General features: G+C 35.7%; 11 protein-coding genes. 6 read left to right on the forward strand and 5 right to left on the reverse strand.

Going from position 1 to position 16507, the window contains the following annotated elements; translation table 11 throughout:
• Positions 1 to 40 precede the first annotated feature (40 nt).
• Both ACNC7R_RS19230 and ACNC7R_RS19235 read right to left on the reverse strand, forming a co-directional pair.
• Positions 41 to 5722 (reverse strand): alpha-2-macroglobulin family protein, encoded by a 5682-nt coding sequence (locus ACNC7R_RS19230; RefSeq protein WP_417942642.1) that lies wholly within the window; start codon positions 5720 to 5722, stop codon positions 41 to 43.
• Between the two features lie 275 nt (positions 5723 to 5997).
• On the reverse strand, positions 5998 to 6441 hold the full coding sequence (locus tag ACNC7R_RS19235) for a nucleoside deaminase (protein WP_417942643.1): 444 nt from the start codon (positions 6439 to 6441) through the stop codon (positions 5998 to 6000).
• Positions 6442 to 6501: 60 nt separating this feature from the next.
• Here ACNC7R_RS19235 and ACNC7R_RS19240 point away from each other — a divergent pair, with 60 nt between their 5' ends.
• From ACNC7R_RS19240 to ACNC7R_RS19255, 4 genes are read left to right on the forward strand one after another with little or no spacing between them, the layout of a single operon-like run.
• Positions 6502 to 7314: an energy transducer TonB gene (locus ACNC7R_RS19240; RefSeq protein WP_417942644.1), complete on the forward strand. Its 813-nt coding sequence runs from the start codon at positions 6502 to 6504 to the stop codon at positions 7312 to 7314.
• 2 nt (positions 7315 to 7316) lie between these two features.
• Positions 7317 to 8027 (forward strand): hypothetical protein, encoded by a 711-nt coding sequence (locus ACNC7R_RS19245; protein WP_417942645.1) that lies wholly within the window; start codon positions 7317 to 7319, stop codon positions 8025 to 8027.
• Positions 8028 to 8081: 54 nt separating this feature from the next.
• Complete coding sequence (locus ACNC7R_RS19250; protein WP_417942646.1) at positions 8082 to 9863, forward strand: 1-deoxy-D-xylulose-5-phosphate synthase; 1782 nt, start codon at positions 8082 to 8084, stop codon at positions 9861 to 9863.
• A 45-nt stretch (positions 9864 to 9908) separates the two neighbouring features.
• The gene (locus ACNC7R_RS19255; RefSeq protein ID WP_417942647.1) at positions 9909 to 10907 is read left to right on the forward strand and encodes a DUF3078 domain-containing protein; all 999 of its coding nucleotides are present in this window, start codon (positions 9909 to 9911) and stop codon (positions 10905 to 10907) included.
• A 5-nt stretch (positions 10908 to 10912) separates the two neighbouring features.
• Here ACNC7R_RS19255 and ACNC7R_RS19260 read toward each other — a convergent pair whose 3' ends face one another.
• A complete protein-coding gene (locus ACNC7R_RS19260) occupies positions 10913 to 12259 on the reverse strand; it encodes a deoxyguanosinetriphosphate triphosphohydrolase (protein ID WP_417942648.1) in 1347 nt (448 codons plus the stop codon).
• A gap of 79 nt (positions 12260 to 12338) precedes the next feature.
• Positions 12339 to 12800, reverse strand: coding sequence for an Lrp/AsnC family transcriptional regulator (locus ACNC7R_RS19265; RefSeq protein ID WP_417942649.1), 462 nt, complete (start codon positions 12798 to 12800; stop codon positions 12339 to 12341).
• A gap of 157 nt (positions 12801 to 12957) precedes the next feature.
• Here ACNC7R_RS19265 and metE point away from each other — a divergent pair, with 157 nt between their 5' ends.
• Complete coding sequence (gene metE / locus ACNC7R_RS19270; protein WP_417942650.1) at positions 12958 to 15282, forward strand: 5-methyltetrahydropteroyltriglutamate--homocysteine S-methyltransferase; 2325 nt, start codon at positions 12958 to 12960, stop codon at positions 15280 to 15282.
• A 110-nt stretch (positions 15283 to 15392) separates the two neighbouring features.
• The gene (locus ACNC7R_RS19275; protein ID WP_417942651.1) at positions 15393 to 15737 is read left to right on the forward strand and encodes a helix-turn-helix domain-containing protein; all 345 of its coding nucleotides are present in this window, start codon (positions 15393 to 15395) and stop codon (positions 15735 to 15737) included.
• Between the two features lie 328 nt (positions 15738 to 16065).
• Here the strand turns inward: ACNC7R_RS19275 and ACNC7R_RS19280 are convergent, their stop codons facing one another.
• Positions 16066 to 16500 carry a DUF5958 family protein gene (locus ACNC7R_RS19280; protein ID WP_417942652.1) on the reverse strand — a complete coding sequence of 145 codons (435 nt, stop codon included), beginning with the start codon at positions 16498 to 16500 and terminating at the stop codon, positions 16066 to 16068.
• Positions 16501 to 16507 lie beyond the last annotated feature (7 nt).

Below are 16507 nucleotides of genomic sequence, written 5' to 3' on the forward strand. Positions count from 1 at the left end.
GGTTTTGGAAACCTGTTAGGATACGTGTTGCTAATAAATTTTACTTCACCACCTCAACCCAGAATCCTTTTGTTCTTGCTAAGAATGTATTATCGTACATTGCTTCACATTGTAAACCTGGCAGATAATAATTCCCTAAATATGATGCATTTAGCAGAATACGGAAAACTTTAGTTTCTCTGGCTTTCATTCCGAAATAGAAATTTGTTCTGTCATCGCGGATATCAATATAATCTGCAGTGTTATTTACGGCATCTCCATAATCGGTAAAACGAGTATTTACAATTTCAAATCCTGAAGGCAGAATCTGCGACAAAGCTACGTTTTGAATGCTTTCTCCCCTTTGGTTTTTAATTGTAACCTCGGCAACAAATTCAGTTCCCTGATTGATTTTCGAAACATTGATTACACTTCCTTTTCTGTTTTTGAAAACAATAGAAGCTGTAACATCGCTTTGAACTGCATTTTCCTGACCGATTGGCAGAATTCCGGTGTTCAAAACACGAACATAAACCGTATTGGCTTTGTTATTTTTAAGCGTAATACTGTTTGTACCAGAAGCAACAGATAAACTTCGGTCTGCAACAGATTTTCCTGTGTTTATGGTTTCTCCCTTTCCGTTTTTACTAAACTGGATATTAATCCCTTTTGGACCGTTGCTCACTGCAAATTTTGACATTGCGTATAAACAATAAGCAGTTGTCTGCGTACTCATCCATTGATTCGCCGACATTTCTTTCGCCAGTTTTACAGCTGTTGTAAAAGCTTTTTGCTTTTGCCCCAGAAGAAGCATCGTTTCTAAAGCCATCGCTCTGTTTCTCTCATTTGATCCATAATAGTAATAACTGTAGCCATCTGAACTTCCATCAATACTGGTACGTAAAAACAGGCTTTGTCCAGCCGATTTTTGTCCTGCCAAAACATAAGCTGCAGCTAAACGCAAATTACTTTCGTTTGAAATCCCCTTGGTTTCTCTTAATCTGTTCATTGAAGATAAATCGGCATTTCCGGCTAAAGCCAAAGTGTATAAACGATACGCCTGCGCTAAATCATTTCCGTATTTTGGTTCAAAACGCCATTGTTTTGCTTCGCGCTGTTGATACGAAAGCCATTTTGATTTGAAATTAATTGGCAATACATATCCTTTTTTCTCCGCTTCAATCAAGAAATGTCCAGCATAAGAAGTTCCCCAGTCGTCTGCAATTGCATTTCCTTGCCAATAAGGCAATCCTCCATTTGATAATTGGAAATTACCCAGCCTAGCAATTCCAGCCGCAATATTTTTCTGAATCAGATCTTTGCGTTTTGTATCAATATCGGCTACATCTCCTAAATACAATTGAGGAAAAACAGAGGAAGTCGTTTGCTCTACACAACCGTGTGGATATTGAATCAAGAATTGCAATCTTCCGTTCAGATTCATCGATGGCATTGACGAAACTTCCAATCTTGCTTTATTACTTCCAGCAATTCCAAAGGTTTTCCATGAAATTGTTTTGGTACTATTTGGCGTTAAAACAACATCGGTAAAAGTACTTGTAACCGGATTTGGATTGGTCATATCGATTTCAACATCATAAACGGATTTCTCACTTCCAGATGTTGCGATTACCTGAACTTTTGCTATTCCAGTTGCAGAACCTACAACCAAATTAAAATAAGCCATTTTTTCATCCGGCTGTTTAAAGTTCAGCCTCTGAACTGCACTTCCTACTACTTTCAACCCGTTACTTGTTTTAACCTGAACGGAAACATTTTTAATTTTGTTTTCAGTTGCAAAAACCGTTACCGGAAGCGTTACTTTTTCTGATGGCGAAATTTTTCTTGGCAGTGAAGCCAACACCATCACCGGACTCTTAACAGGCGTTGCTTTTTCAACACTTCCGTAAGCGCTTGTATTCGCATCTCCCGCCACAACCATTGTCCGGACTGAACCAATATATTTAGGCAATTTTAATTGATGCGATTTCGTTTCTCCTTTTCCTAATTTAAATGGTCCGTAGTACAATACAACTGGTTTAAAACGATTGGCTTTTTTAGCTTTTCCACCGCCTAAATCCTGATCTCCACCAATACTAAAAATCTGATTTATTTTTCCACCATAAGCTCCGATTACATCATCATAAATATCCCAGGTTTTTACTCCTAAAGCTTCCCGAACGTAAAAACTATCCCAGGCATTTGGTGTTTTAAAACGGGTTAAATCTAAAAGTCCTTCATCGACAACGGCAATGGTATAGGTCATTTCTTTACCTGATTTTTCGCCTACTTTAACCGTAAAATCTTGTTCGGGTTTCAGAACATCAGGCATTGAAAGTGTTGGTGCCAAAATAGTGTTTTTATCTACTACTTCAATCGGAACAATTCCGTACATACGAATTGGCGAATCGTTTTTAGTTGAAGCATGCGGCTGCAACAACGTAATATTGAAATACACATTTGGTGCCATTGCTCCTGTAATTGGAACTTCAACTTTGGTTTCCCCTTTGTTAGTTTCTGCCCAGATAGTCTGCACTACCCTTGATCCGTTTTCGATTGAAATTAAAGCACGTCCACCTTCACTTGAAGGGAAAGAAATTTGTGCTTTTTCTCCCACTGCATAGTTCTTTTTATCTGTAGAAAAAACCAGCATATTGGCTGTTGAAGCGTCTCTGTTTCTTGTTTTCCCCGACCAGATTGGCCAGTCTATATTTACAGTTAGAGAAGCCGCATGACCGTCTTCCTGATCTTCCACACGAATTAAATAACGTCCCCATTCTTCATCCGTCAAAGCAAACTGAAAACTTCCTCTTCCACTGGAATCGGTATTTATTATAGTGGACTTATAGGATGTTGTAGCATTCGATGAATTGTAATTTGATAAATTATCGCTTGATGAATCCCACCACCATCTCCATTCTACTTTGTAAATTCTCACTTCGAGATTACGAACCGATTTTGGTCTTCCGTTTTCATCAACGGTAACAACTTCAAAACGGTTGTTGGTTCTGGTTTCCAGCATGCCATATTTATTAGGTTCCGGCGATTTAATTCCGACATACGTTTTATACGGCGAATAAGTTGTTGACATTACATCAGTACTAAAATCTCCTCCTTCTTCATACACTTTTGTAATGAATGAAGCACGAAGCATTCCCGGCGCCTGACCTTGTAATCTCGGCTGAATGTTTACCGAAGCTTTTCCGCTTTCATTTAATTTCCCTGAGAAAACATTGATTTCTTCTGTGCTGAACTGACGTGCTAAATCATCAAAAGTATATTTTTCGTATCCTTTGAAAGTTGTGGCTTGCTGAGAGAATTTAGCCTGCATTTCTACATTCAAATTCTTCGCAATTGCCCCATGAAGCCATGTTACTTCCAGATTATCTGTATTTGGATACGATGAAGAAAGTGTTTTTCTGCTAAACGTATTTTTAATTTTCAAACGATTTGGTTTGATCGTTTCAATCTTGATGCTCTTATAGAATTTTGCTCCTCCAACGCTTACCATTGCTTCCCAGTTTCCTGTTGGTGCATCTTGGTTTGTCGGAACTATAAAAGCATAATGATTTAATTCATTTGTTTTTTGAACAGTTTGGTAAACCGTTTTTCCATTCGGATCGTTTAATCTGAATTTGATTGGATGTGACTTTGGCAATTTATTCGCTGCGTCATTCAAAATAAAGGACAAATACAAATTATCCCCCGGACGCCAAACGCCTCTTTCTCCGTAAATAAATCCTTTCAGACCTTTTTGCAAAGTCTCACCCGCAACATCAAAGTTACTAACCGATAACGAAAGTCCGTCATCCAGCTTCACATACGTTGACTGATCACCTAAAGTCACAATGGCAAAATAAGCGAATCTATCCAGTTGAAAAGATGCAATCCCATCACTATCAGTGTTCCCAGTAGTAATTTTCTGCTGTTGAAAATTATATAAATCTACTTTCGCATTCGAAACAGGTTCTGTTGTTACAATATTATTTACTGCAAATAAATACGATTTATTTTCGCCTCGCTTTGCAATTACACCTAAATCTGTCGCCAGAATATTGGTTGCGATTTTAGCATTATAATAATATGACCCTGAGCAAGGATCTTCGCTTTCTCGCCAGTCATAATCATCGTAGTATGAGTAATCGTCATACGAATTTTCGCTGTAGTTTACATCATTTTCATCAATTTCTTCTTCCTCTGCTTCATCATCACTATCGTCTGATACTTCGCATTTATAAAGCGAATATTTCTTTTTATATACAAACTCCACTCTGTAAATGGCTCCTGGTTCTGGCTTTATAATTTTAGACAAATCCAGGGCGTATGTATTCCATTTGGTTAAATTTACAAGCGTACTTTCTTTTAAGTTGAGTGTTGTTTTGGCAATTGGCTGTGCCACCTTCTTGAGATTCTGCGCTCCGTTTAATTCATTGTACTGAAGGAACTGCAGAATATTATTTTTGTAAATTTTATACACTTTTACATCTACTGCGCTTAGATTTACAGCTTCAAAATTCAGTTTTAAATTATTTGAACTTGGCAGAATCGTTCCGTTTTTAATAAAGCGGACATTTGGTTTTATCTGGTCAAAAGAGATTTTTTCTGTATAATTTGCTTCCAGCTTTTTGCCGTACTGGCTTTCAATTCCCTGAAAAACTTCTAACAATAATTCTCCTGTAATAACCTGTTCCGGTTCTTCATCCGGCACATATTCAACAACTTCTTCTACAACAGCGGCAGCTGAATCAACTGCAACAGACGCCGAATCTACAACAGCAGCAGCAGAATCCACAGCAGCAACTGGTTCTTCTACAGCTACCACTACCGGCTCTTCCTTTTTAGGAGCGTTTTGATTCGTAAAATAAACTTTTAGTAAATTCCCCTGAGTAGAAAATTTCAAATTATTAGTATTCTGAATTGAAACTAATCCTGCAAAATCCTGCCCTTTTTCCAAAGGTTCAGAAAAATTGATTACCACCGACTGATTATTCCCATCAGGAACCTCAACTTTTATAACTTTAAACTCGTTGATACTCGTAATCGGAAAATCGATTTGTCCTTTCTGATCGATATCAAAATCATCTCCATCATAAATAATTTCAAGATTTGTGGCTTCAGAATAACGCTGAATACTGTCAATTATAAAATGAAACTCTTTGCCTGAAGCGGTATTTCTGTCAAACTTAATTTTAAGATCATTTCCTTTTTGCCTGGCTTCAACTAATTTTTTTGCTGTTTCCAAATCAATATTATCTGCCGTTTTTAAAACACAGTTTAAATATTGATATTCTTTGCTGTACGACTGGATATCTGCTGTATTTATAGTAAAATCCTGTTTAACAGTCTTAACTGTAAAGTTGAATTTTGAAAGTTCCTCTTCTTTCTCTTTTGGAATTGCAGTCAGCTTATCTAAGTGTAGAGTTACCTGATATTCTGTTCCTGGTTTTAGTTTCTTCTCCGGGATAAAAGCTAAGGTATTAGTCGAAAGCGCTACCACCTTTCCGCTTACACTTGGAGAAATATCAAACAAATCGTCATCCAGTTCCTGATTCGGTTTCCAGTCGTTTTTATCAAAAGCCAAAACCACACGAATATCAGAATCGGAAGAAACAATTCCGCCGGTAAAGCTGACTATATAGTCTTTAAATAGTGAAAAATCGGAATTAAAATCTGCAGCTGATTTTCTTCCGCAGGATTGAAAAATAAAAAACACAGAGAGCACGAGAAATAATCCTTTTTTCACTTGATTTAGAGTTAATGAGTTAGAAAAATATAAAATTAACAGAATTTACTATTAATTGCATAACAGTAAAAAGTAATTTAAATTATGTTAAAAGTAAAATATTTTTAGAAGAAATTTCCTTACGACAATTATTTTACTTTTGTTGAAGTTTATAAGTTGCTATATAAATAATCCGGAGCTATTTCCAGCTGTACACTATATCTTTTTATTCGCAAAAAAGCGAATAAAAAGGATGCCGTTTCCATCTGGGCTAGGGCTTTAGGTTTTCAAAAAGATTATTTCCTTCTTTCCAGAAAAAAACGTTTCATTAAATCGGCAGCTTCATTGGCCATAACTCCTGAAACGACAGTAGTTTTGGGATGCAGTTTTGTTCCCATATTCATAAATCCGCGTTGTTCATCACGGGCACCAAAAACAATTTTCGAAATCTGGCTCCAGTACAACGCACCGGCACACATCTGACAAGGTTCTAAAGTAACATAAAGCGTGCAGTCTTTTAAATATTTCCCTCCCAGAAAATTTGCTGCTGCGGTTATCGACTGCATTTCGGCATGTGCTGTAACATCGTTCAATAATTCCGTTAAATTATGACTGCTTGCAATCACTTTATCAGCCACAACAATTACAGCTCCAACAGGAATCTCGCCTTTATTAAAAGCTATTTCAGCTTCCTGCAAAGCTTTTTTCATAAAATATTCGTCGGTAAAGGGATTTATCATAATTGCAAAAATATAACTTTACACTTTATTTTTATTACTTTTAAATCCTCAAATTCAAGCATGGAAAGAAATTACAAAATCACCATACCGAAACCCTGCCAGGAAAACTGGGATAAGATGACGCCAAAAGATAATGGTCGTTTCTGTATGAGCTGTTCCAAAACGGTAGTTGATTTTACTACCATGCTTCCAGATGAAATTCAGCATTTTTTCATTCAAAATCAAAATGGAAGTATTTGCGGCAGATTTAAAAAATCGCAATTAGATTCTATTACCATACAAATTCCGGATCGTGTTTTATATTCTCAAACGCATTATCATAAAATATTTTTACTGGCATTGTTTATTGCGATGGGAACAACCTTGTTTAGCTGTGCCGATAAAAATGGAAACAAAAAGAAAATTGATAAGATTGAAGTTGTTGACAATACTGAACAAAATCAGGATGAAGAAGTTGTTTCAAAATGTTATGGACATGAGATAGAATCTAAAAAGCCTAAAAAAATAAAACACGACAACGCTATCACGATGGGAGCAATAATTCCTCCTAATGTTAGTCAGACCGGAAATTTTAAGTATCATATTATCTATAATCAAACTGATCTGGATGTTTTACCTGTTCCTGAAAATGGGATGAAAAAATTCTATAAATTTTTCAATAAAAATTATACTGCATCAACTAAAGATAAAATTGCTGTCTTATTTGTGGTAGAAGAGGATGGCAGTCTGAGTAACTTTAACATAGTCAATAACACTCCGAAAGAAGCAGCAGAAGAAGCTATCAGAATCTTAAAAATAGGACCCAAATGGATTCCCGGAAAACGAAAAAATCACATTGTCCGATCATCTTATACATTATCAATCTCACTTTAAATATGCAGAAATATTACTCTAAAATGTTTTTATTAGCTTCATTTTTTATCACAGGAAAAACGCTGTTTAGCTGTGCGGATAAAAATGAAAATAAGACAGAAAATAACGAAATTGAAGTTGTTGATACAGAAACGAACAATATTAACAAATCCAAACCGATTCCAAATATCTCTCAGCTATCAAAAGAAGATAGCCTGAAACTTCCTGAAAAAAATGTGGAAATTAATAACGAAGAAGTTATTCCATCTAAAACAACTTCTCTCAAAAACAATCCTAATCATTCCCTTTCATCACCAGGAAGGGAAAATCTTGTAAAATCTGTAACATCTAAAGAAAATAAAACCCTGCAGTCTGAGAAAATAAACAATATAAAAAACAGCTCTCCAAAGGTGATCACTAAAGCTACTTCTGCCGCAGAAATCCCATCTCAAACTAATGCTGAATTCCCGGGTGGAATAGAACAGTTTCATAATTTTTTTATGAAAGAATATAAAAAACCGGAAGACGCAAGTTATTGGAAAATCAATATTAATCTCGCTTTTGCTGTAGAAAAAAACGGCACAGTTTCATTTCTTGAATGTTCGCCGGCTGTGGAAGAATCTGTTGAAAAAGAAATGATCAGAGTTCTCAGCTTATGCCCTAAATGGAAACCGGGAGAATTCAACGGAAAAAAAATCAAAATGCAGTATTCTGTTCCTCTTTTTTTGAAATAAGACTCATACAAAAAAATTAAATTTAAAACCGTAAATTTGCTTTTTATCCTTACAATGAAAAGCAATTTACTTTCAGGTATCTATAATCCCGCCGATTTACGCCTCTTACAAGAAGAGCAGCTTGTACAAGTTGCTCAGGAATTACGTCAGTTTATTATTGAAGTAGTTTCTGTAAAAGAAGGGCATTTGGGCGCCAGTTTAGGCGTGGTTGAACTGACAATTGCACTACATTATGTTTTTAATACCCCCAAAGACTTATTAGTTTGGGATGTTGGCCATCAGGCATACGGGCATAAAATTCTGACCGAAAGAAGAGAAAATTTTCACACCAACAGACAGCTTGGCGGTGTTTCGGGATTTCCAAAAAGAGAAGAAAGTATTTATGATCCTTTTGGCGTTGGACACTCTTCAACATCAATTTCTGCAGTGCTCGGAATGGCGATTGCCTCTAAATTAAAAGGAGATTTTGACAAAGAACACATTGCCGTAATTGGAGATGCTTCAATTGCAAGCGGAATGGCATTTGAAGGCTTAAATCATGCCGGAGTGACTGACGCTAATATTCTGGTCATATTAAACGATAATGCTATCGGAATCGATCCAAGTGTGGGAGCTTTAAAAAAATACCTGACTGCGGTTAAAAACGGGAAAAATCCGAAGCAGAATAACATCATCAAATCTTTAAATTTTGATTATTCCGGACCAATTGACGGGCATGATCTTCCGTCATTAATTAAAGAATTAAATCGTTTAAAAAAGATAAAAGGCCCAAAGTTCCTTCATATTGTTACTACAAAAGGAAAAGGCCTGCAGCAGGCTGAAGAAAATCAGGTAAAATATCATGCCCCGGGAAAATTTGATGCCTCAACCGGAGAAATCCATTCAAAATCTGAAGAAAATCTACCTCCAAAGTATCAGGATGTTTTTGGATTGACTATTTTAGACTTAGCCAAAAAGAATGAAAAAATTATAGGAATCACTCCTGCAATGCCATCCGGAAGTTCTTTAAAATTTATGATGGATGAAATTCCGCAGCGGGCTTTTGACGTGGGAATTGCCGAACAGCACGCTGTAACACTTGCTGCCGGAATGGCAACACAGGGCATGATTGTATATTGCAATATCTATTCTACTTTTTTACAACGCGCTTACGATCAGGTGATTCATGACGTTGCATTACAAAATTTACCGGTTATTTTTTGTTTAGACAGAGCCGGTCTGGTTGGCGAAGATGGTGCAACGCATCATGGCGTTTTTGATATTGCTTATTTGAGAGCGATCCCAAATATGATTATTTATGCGCCAATTAATGAAATTGCTCTCCAAAATATTTTGTATACTGCCCAGTTAGGATTAGATCATCCAATAGCCATTCGATATCCTCGTGGACGTGGTGTTTTACCAAATTGGAAAACAGAAAATTTTGGACATTACAACACGGTTTCGATTGGAAAAGCAAATTGTTTAAAACACGGAACAAAAACAGCTGTTTTATCTGCCGGTGCGATTGGAAATAATGTAATTGATGCCTTAAAAGAATTAGAAAATCCAGAAACCATTGCCCATTACGATTTTCCTTTTATAAAACCTTTAGATAATGATTTGTTAGACAAAATATTAGCTTCTTTTGACCATATCATTACTATTGAGGACGGAACAAAAATTGGCGGTTTCGGAAGTGGGGTTTTAGAGTATGCAACAGCAAATAATTTTGTAAAAAAAATAGAAATTTTGGGTATTCCGGATGTTTTTATTGAACATGGCACAGTAATTGAGCAACAAAATTTTTGCAAAATTGACGTTAAAAGTCTTGTAAATCTTTTTAAAAGATTATAAAATAAGTATTTTGCACAGCCGAAAAGAAATCAAAAGTTAAACCTAATGAAATTATTACGCTCAACCCTTTTTTTATTCCTTATTTTATTTACAACAAATAGTTTTTCTCAGATTATCAGAACGACATTAGATCCTGGGCAAACACCTCCACCTCCTTCTAACTGGGCTAAAAAAAACAAACTTGGTTTTGATATTTCAGAAATTGCATTTGTTAACTGGAGTGCAGGGGGAACGAGTTCTATTTCAGGATTATTTAAAGGCGAATTTACCCGAACATACATGAAAGACAATCACAAATGGTTTAATGAACTTATTGTGAAGTACGGAATGAATAAACAAGATGGTACAGAACTAAGAAAAACAGATGATGCTCTCCAGTTTAACTCCACTTATGGTTTTAGAAAAGACACTCTTTCTAATTGGTTTTATTCTGCAAAATTCAATTTTAACACTCAGTTTACTAACGGTTATCGATATCCAAACAAGGATGTAGCAATCTCTAAACCTTTTGCTCCCGCTTATATCTTTCTGGGAGCCGGAGCTGAGAATTCAGACAAGAAAAAGAACAGAACTTTTTATTTCTCGCCCATCACATTAAAAACTACTTTGGTATTAGATCAGGATTTGGCAAATCAGGGAGCTTTTGGGGTTAAAGAAGCTATTTATGGCACTGATCCTCTTAATCCGGATAATAAAATTTTAATTGAAGAAGGTCAGAAAGTAAAAGCTGAATTTGGTATCCTTTTTACAGGATACATGAAAAGCGAAATTTACAAAAACATTTTTTACGAAAACAGACTGACTTTATACACTGATTATTTAAATCGCTTTGGAAATGTTGATGTTGATTACGATACCCGCCTGGATCTCGTTGTCAATGCATACGTAAAAGCAAACATCGGACTTCATCTCATTTACGACGATGATATTAAATCCAAGAAAGAAGTCGTTGATGCTGTTTCAGGTTCAACATCACAGGTAGATGACGGACCAAAAGTTCAGTTACGACAAGTTTTGGGTGTTGGTCTTGTATATGCTTTTTAATGGGATTAGCTTTTTTTTCTGCCATTAATCATTTCATATAATTCTAACGCATTTCCATCCGTTAAAAGAGAAACGTAATGACAAATATGAAGCAGGCGCTCATACAAATTACCTTTTTCCAAATGATGTTTTTCAGGAAGCATCTTCAGGATTAATTTATCGTAGTTTGAAGCGATTCCTTCATATTTGTTATTAAAAGCGGTTATAAATTTATCCAGTAACGTCTGAATGATCTGATAGCCTACAATTTCTTTCTCAATTACTTCACGGCTTTGGTAGATTTTATCGACACTCAGTTTGATAATATCATTCATCTGTGCTTTGTATTTGCTTTTATCTGTTAAGGCAAAAGGGAAATTTCCTGTCAGAATTGCTTCTTCGTTTTCAATGAAAACATCTACAGCGTCATTGATTAGCGCCCCAATCGCCAAAGCACGAAGATAACTGATTCGGTCTTCTTTGGTTTCTAACAAATTGTATTTATCAACGCCAATATTATCTTTTACCAGTTTGATGAGATATTCTAAAGCATAATCTTCAGCAACGAGACCTAAATTAATGCCGTCTTCAAAATCGATTATCGTATAACAGATATCATCTGCAGCTTCAACCAGATAAGCGAGAGGATGTCTTTCAAAGCCAATATCCCCCTCTTCTTTGTTCGAAATCAAGCCCATATCTTCAGCAACTTCCTGAAAAAAAACTTTATCTGCCTGAAAAAAACCGTATTTTTTATCGGCAATATTATTAGTTGGTTTTTTAGGCAGACTTTCTTTTGGATATTTCATAAAAGCGCCAAGAGTTGCGTACGAAATTCTAAGTCCGCCTTCTATTCCAGGACGGCTTCCGGTTAGCACCGAAAAACCATTGGCATTTCCTTCAAAATCAATCAGATCCTGCCACTGCTTTGCAGTAAGTTTATCTTTGTATTTTAATCCTTTTCCGCTTGAGAAATACTCTCCAATTGCTTTTTCACCAGAATGTCCAAAAGGAGGATTTCCTATATCATGAGCCAACGAAGCGGCAGCCACAATGGCTCCAAAATCATTCATATGGTAACCATGAACTTCTTTTAAATACGGGTATTTTTCAATGATTTTTTTCCCAACCAAACGTCCTAATGATCTTCCAACCACAGAAACCTCAAGGCTATGGGTTAATCTGGTATGTACAAAATCTGTTTTAGAAAGCGGAATCACCTGAGTCTTATCCTGCAAAGAACGAAACGCAGCCGAAAATATGATTCGGTCATAATCAACTTCAAAACCTAATCGCGTGTCATCTTGTTCTACACGTAATCTTTTGGTAGTATCGCCTTGGCGTTTTAGTGATAAAAGTTGTTCCCAGTTCATTATGATATTAGATTAACGATTTTAGATTTTATGATTTAGCAGAATCAAAAATACATTTTATTTTACGATTTTATAAGGATTAAAACTCCAGTGCCGTACTATGTTTAATTTCGCCCATTACAAAAATACTATTCGTATTTCCAATGTTTTCAATAGTTGACAATTTATTCATCACAAAATCCTGATAACTAGCCATATCCTTTACTAATATTTTCAGCATAAAATCATAATCGCCTGCAATATTATAACATTCAATAATTTCCGGTAGTGCCACAATATCTTTTACAAAATTGCTACCTACATTTTTTGCATGTTCTTTTAAACGTACATTACAGAAAACAGTCATGCTACGGTTCATTTTTTTCTTATTCAAAAGTGCTACATATTTTGTTATATAACCCTCTCTTTCCAGTCTTTTGATACGCTCGTAAACAGGTGTTACCGTCAGAAATAATTTACTAGCAAGGTCTTTTGTATTGATATTACAGTCTTCCTGAAGGTATTTCAGGATCAGTAAATCGGTTTTATCTAAATGTTCCATAGGTTTTTTTACGGCTAAAAATCGGTTTTGAATATTTTGTCAGAAATATAATCTTTAAAAAAGCATTTTTAAAGCTCAATTTACTTAAATAATAATCAAATATAAGTTTTAAAAACCAACAATGTAAATTTGTTCAGTAAAAAATACTGAAATAAAAATGAAGACAAATAATTTAGGTTACCCAAGAATTGGCAGCAACAGAGAATTAAAAAAAGCCTCTGAATTGTACTGGGCAGGGAAAATTTCAGCTGATGAATTGATAGATGCCGGAAAAGAAATCCGTCTTAAAAACTGGAAATTACAAGCTGAGGCAGGAGTTGATCTGATTCCGTCTAATGATTTTTCTTTTTACGATCAGGTCTTGGATTTAACTCTGACTGTTGGCGCCATTCCGGAACGTTACTATGAATTCGCCAAATCAAATTCATCCCTTGATTTGTATTTTGCAATGGCGAGAGGAGCGCAAAAAGAAGGACAGGATGTTGTGGCAATGGAAATGACAAAATGGTTCGATACCAATTACCATTACATCGTTCCTGAATTTACAAAAAACCAAAAATTCCAATTGTTTTCAGAAAAAATAAGCAATGAATTTAAAGAAGCGAAAGATTTAGGTATCAAAACAAAACCTGTTTTAATCGGGCCTGTTTCCTACTTACTTTTAGGAAAAGAAAAAGAAGAAGATTTTAACCGAATTGACCTTCTGGATAATTTACTTCCAGTTTATTTTGAAATACTGGAGAAATTACAAACCGAAGATGCCGAATATATTCAGTTTGACGAGCCTTTTTTAGCTTTAAATTTAACAGATAAAGAGAGAGCCGCTTTCACAAAAGTGTATAACCAAATTCACACCCATTTTCCAAAACTTAAAATTGTTTTAGCGAATTATTTTGATTGTTTCGGAGAGAATCTTGAAACGGCTTTGGCTTTGCCGGTAGATACTTTCCACTTAGATCTGGTACGCTGCCCTTCTCAGTTAGATGATATTTTAGAATCCGGAAAACTGGCTTCAAATGTAAATCTTTCTTTAGGAGTTGTGGACGGAAGAAATATCTGGAAAAATGATTTTGTAAAATCGTTAGAATTAATCCAAAAAGCAACGGCTGTATTGGGAGAAAACAGGATTTTAGTTGCTCCGTCCTGCTCCTTAATTCACAGTCCTTGCGATTTGGACTTAGAGACAAACAATCAGACATTAACGCCCGAGATCAAACAATGGCTGGCTTTTGCAAAACAAAAGATAAACGAAATTGTATTATTGAAACAATTCGCTTCAAAAGAAACAGATGTTAAGTTTTCCGCTGATTACGAAAGAAATGTTGTGGCAAACGAAAACCGTAAAACTTCAAAATTAATTCATAATCCTGAAGTAAAAGCCCGTGTTGCCGGAATCACAGCCTGTGATGACAAACGTAAAAGTACTTTTGAAACAAGAAGAAAAAGTCAGATTGAAGCTCTAAACCTGCCTTTATTCCCAACCACAACCATTGGTTCTTTCCCTCAGACCGCTGAGGTGAGAAGCTGGAGAGCAAAATTCAAAAAAGGAGAATTGACTACCGAACAATACCATGATTTAATCGAAAAAGAAACTGAAGCTACCATTCGCTTTCAGGAAGAAACCGGTATTGATGTTTTAGTTCACGGTGAGTTTGAACGCAACGACATGGTGGAATATTTCGGAGAGCAATTAGCCGGATTTACGTTTACCCAAAACGGCTGGGTACAAAGTTACGGAAGCCGCTGTGTAAAACCTCCCGTTATTTACGGAGACGTCTCAAGACCAAATCCAATGACGGTAAAATGGTCACAATACGCACAATCTCTGACTCCAAAATGGGTAAAAGGAATGTTGACCGGGCCGGTAACCATCCTCCAATGGTCATTTGTGCGTAACGATCAGCCTCGTTCTGAAACCTGCACACAGATTGCTTTGGCCATTCGTGATGAAGTGGTCGATTTAGAAAAAGCCGGAATCAAAATCATTCAAATCGACGAACCTGCCATTCGCGAAGGTTTACCATTGAGAAAAGAAGAATGGGCGAAATATTTAGACTGGGCTGTAAAAGCATTTAGAATTTCTGCTTCCGGTGTAAATGATGATACGCAAATTCACACCCACATGTGTTACAGCGAATTCAACGACATCATTCAAAACATTGCAGATATGGATGCCGATGTGATTACAATCGAATGTTCGCGTTCCCAAATGGAACTTCTGGATGCTTTTGCAGACTTTAAATATCCTAACGAAATTGGTCCTGGAGTTTATGATATTCACTCGCCACGAGTTCCTTCAAGGGAAGAAATGGTGAAATTATTAGAGAAAGCTTCAGCGGTAATTCCTGTAGATCAGTTATGGGTAAATCCGGATTGCGGTCTTAAAACACGTCACTGGGATGAAACCAAAAAAGCGTTAATTGAAATGGTTGCAGCCGCTCAGAAAATGAGGGTAGCAGTTGAATATCCTGTAAGTTTATAATCCCTTTTTAGATAATTTCTTGTTTTTTTATTGTCAACGGGTGAAGTCGGATTCTTGTAGTTATGATTCGTTTCGGCTTCACTTTGTTGGCAATTTTTTCTTGAAGCATAATGTTACATTTTTATACTATATGTCTTTGCACCACACGAAAGGATTCATACGGAAGCGGAGGAATATCCCAAACCGACTTAGCCAGTCAGTTAGGTATTCATAAAAATGTATTAGGAAGATATGAGAGAAACGAAGTTTTTCCCTCTATTGCTATTGTTCGTAAAATTGCCGATATCCTTGATGTATCTTTAGATTATCTCACTGGTAAAGAAGATGTACACATTGATAAAAATACCAGTTCCCGCATTTTAGAAGTATCTAAATTTGAACCCGAAGACCGCAATCATATTTTTTCTGTCATTGATGCCTTTATTGCCAAAAGAAAAATTCAAAGCATTCTATAAAAAACTAAAGCCACTCCGTTATGGAAGTGGCTTTGTTGTTTTAACCGCGTTACAAACGCTACGATTTATCTTTTAATTTAAGTAGGCACTCGCTATAAGCAAGCGCCAGAGTTGTAGACAAACGAGCGCCAGTGGGAAGGTTTTGTATGCTTTGTCGAGTTTCTTTGTGGGTACGAGTGTGACACTCGCACTAGCCCAATGCTACCTAATGCTCGGACTAGCAGGGCAAAAATAACCCGTTAACTTTGTCTCAATTTTTTATTAGCATATACAAGATTTGTTTATATAAAAAGCCACTCCCTATGGAATGGCTTCTGTTCTAATTAATCTATAAATTTCCACGATTTTCAATTATAGTTTTTACTTTTTTATCATCAGATAAATCCCAGTACCACCATTTGTTTACATCGTCCTTTTCAATTTCAAATCTTCTATTATAAGATATTTTAAACAAATGTAAAAGCAGAATAAAAGATTTATTAATCTCATTTTCTGGCAATTCTAATAGCTTCTTTAAATTATGATTTGCCACACCTTTTTTAATTAAAATACATGGTGTGTAAGTTTTTTTCAAATTACTTTCTTCAATTGCATTTTCAATATCTTCCTCTTTAGGTTTTGATTGCATTATTAGAAAAAGAATATCGTTTAAAAATTCTTTTTTCTCATTTAAAGTTAGTAAGCTAAATATATTCGACAAATCATTTATTTGAATTAAGCCTTGTCCAAATTTATTTACTTGAATCTCATTTAATAATTCCATTTCTATA

The sequence above is a fragment of the Flavobacterium adiutor genome (assembly GCF_048282555.1).
GTDB lineage: Bacteria > Bacteroidota > Bacteroidia > Flavobacteriales > Flavobacteriaceae > Flavobacterium.